Raw genomic sequence first — 1577 nt, forward strand, 5'->3', positions numbered from 1 at the left:
GGATAGCCCGGAGGATGGGCAATGCCTAATGTCCAGGTACAGGTTATTAGCTCACCAGAATCATGAAACCCAACAGTTGGCGTTAAGGTATGCAAATAAACCCCAAATGAAATAAAAAAAACAAGAAGGCCAAATAGATAATCTATTGTTTTGAAAGGGATTAACCGCTCATCCTTGCTTTTCATAAACCCCATTATATATCGCCCTTAATCAAAAAGGCAAGTTAAAAACTTGGTTGGTAAAAACACCTAGGACTTTTATTTACCCAATCTTCTCAATAAAGTCTTTTGCTGTTTTTAATGCTTCTTTTACTACATTTACAGAACGCAAATTGCCTCTATAATAGCCTGCGATATGCAATTCTTCATAGATAGTATCATTTTTGTAAGCCCCTTTTCCAGAAGATATTCATCAATAGCCTTTAGAACCCCTAGATAAGCAATTCCACAGGCTGATTTTACATATTTGTCATCTACATAATATCTATTTTCTTCAATTTCAGACTTGCTTAATATCTCCTTTGCATTTTCTAAATACCTTGATGCTTCTTTCATCTTAATAAAATTATAAACTATAACAAATTCTACTTGCAAGAAAAAAATTTTATAAACTATCATTGTATATTTAGCTCATCCATTGAAAGGGAATAAGGAATAGGGATGAGAAATTTAGGATTTGGGATTTAGAATTTAATTTTGTATATGTTTAGCTGTTTTTATCAGTTTGAACAATTTAAAATCCCAATGCCCAATGACAAACAAAATCCCAATGACCAAATCCCAATGACAAACAAAATCAATTGGACATTTTTAGTTCGTGCTTTAGATTTAAAATTTGAGCTAAACACGTACAATAATAGAATAAAGGTTGTAGCAGAATAATGATAGAGACAGCCTTCTTTATTATTTCACAACCATAGCCTTTGTGTCAGAGAATTTTCCAGCATTAAGCTTGTAGTAGTAAAGCCCAGATGATAGCCTTTCTCCTTGATTGTTCTTTAGGTCAAAGAATATTGCAAAGCCTTCCTTTGCCTTTGTGTATTGTCCTTTCTTTTTAAAGCCTACATCTATTGTTCTTACCTTTTGTCCCAAGATGTTATAGATTGAAAGGGAAACATAGTTGTCCTCTGCAAGCTTAAATGGAATCCAGGCTGAATTATTTGTTGGATTTGGGAATGATGGAAGAAGTATAGTATTTGGAATAATGGGTGCATCTATCTCTATGGGTTCTTCTTCTACATCTGGCAATTGGTCTCCTGTGCTTGTTCTTTCAATGAACATTGTGTTTCTGTTTGCATTATTGTCAAAGTCAAAGAAAAGCTTTGTCTTTCCTGTTTTCTTTATAACGAATGACAGGGATGCAAGTATTCCTTCCTCCCTTGTTTGCGGATTCATTAAGCCAAAGGCAAAGTCTATCTTTCCATTTTCTACTTTGTTCTTTAGGATATAGGCATCACCTGGTAGCCAGTCTCCCTTTTGTAGTTCATTTTCTATTGGTTCAAGCAATGTTTGGTCATAGGTAAGATGTATTTCACCACAGAGTGAGTTCTTTGCATCAGAGATTACAATATTCAAGTT

General features: G+C 34.1%; 3 protein-coding genes and 1 pseudogene. 1 reads left to right on the top strand and 3 read right to left on the bottom strand.

The window, feature by feature from the left end; all coding sequences use genetic code 11:
- Positions 1-185, bottom strand: a 185-nt coding sequence (locus tag AB1630_13120) for a DUF2723 domain-containing protein (protein MEW6104727.1), incomplete at its 3' end; no start/stop codon positions are given.
- A 76-nt stretch (positions 186-261) separates the two neighbouring features.
- A pseudogene (locus tag AB1630_13125) lies at positions 262-617 on the bottom strand (DUF5618 family protein).
- 84 nt (positions 618-701) lie between these two features.
- On the opposite strand from AB1630_13125, the gene AB1630_13130 reads away from it, so the two are divergent.
- Complete coding sequence (locus tag AB1630_13130) at positions 702-881, top strand: hypothetical protein (protein MEW6104728.1); 180 nt, start codon at positions 702-704, stop codon at positions 879-881.
- Between the two features lie 21 nt (positions 882-902).
- Here AB1630_13130 and AB1630_13135 read toward each other — a convergent pair.
- A partial coding sequence (locus AB1630_13135) for a T9SS type A sorting domain-containing protein (GenBank protein ID MEW6104729.1) occupies positions 903-1577 on the bottom strand: 675 nt, incomplete at its 5' end.

This window comes from bacterium (assembly GCA_040753555.1).
Taxonomy (GTDB): domain Bacteria; phylum UBA9089; class UBA9088; order UBA9088; family UBA9088; genus JBFLYE01.

Coding starts and splice junctions, on each gene's coding strand:
- AB1630_13130 (MEW6104728.1), top strand. CDS start 702: ATGTTTAGCTGTTTTTATCAGTTTGAACAATTTAAAATCCCAATGCCC.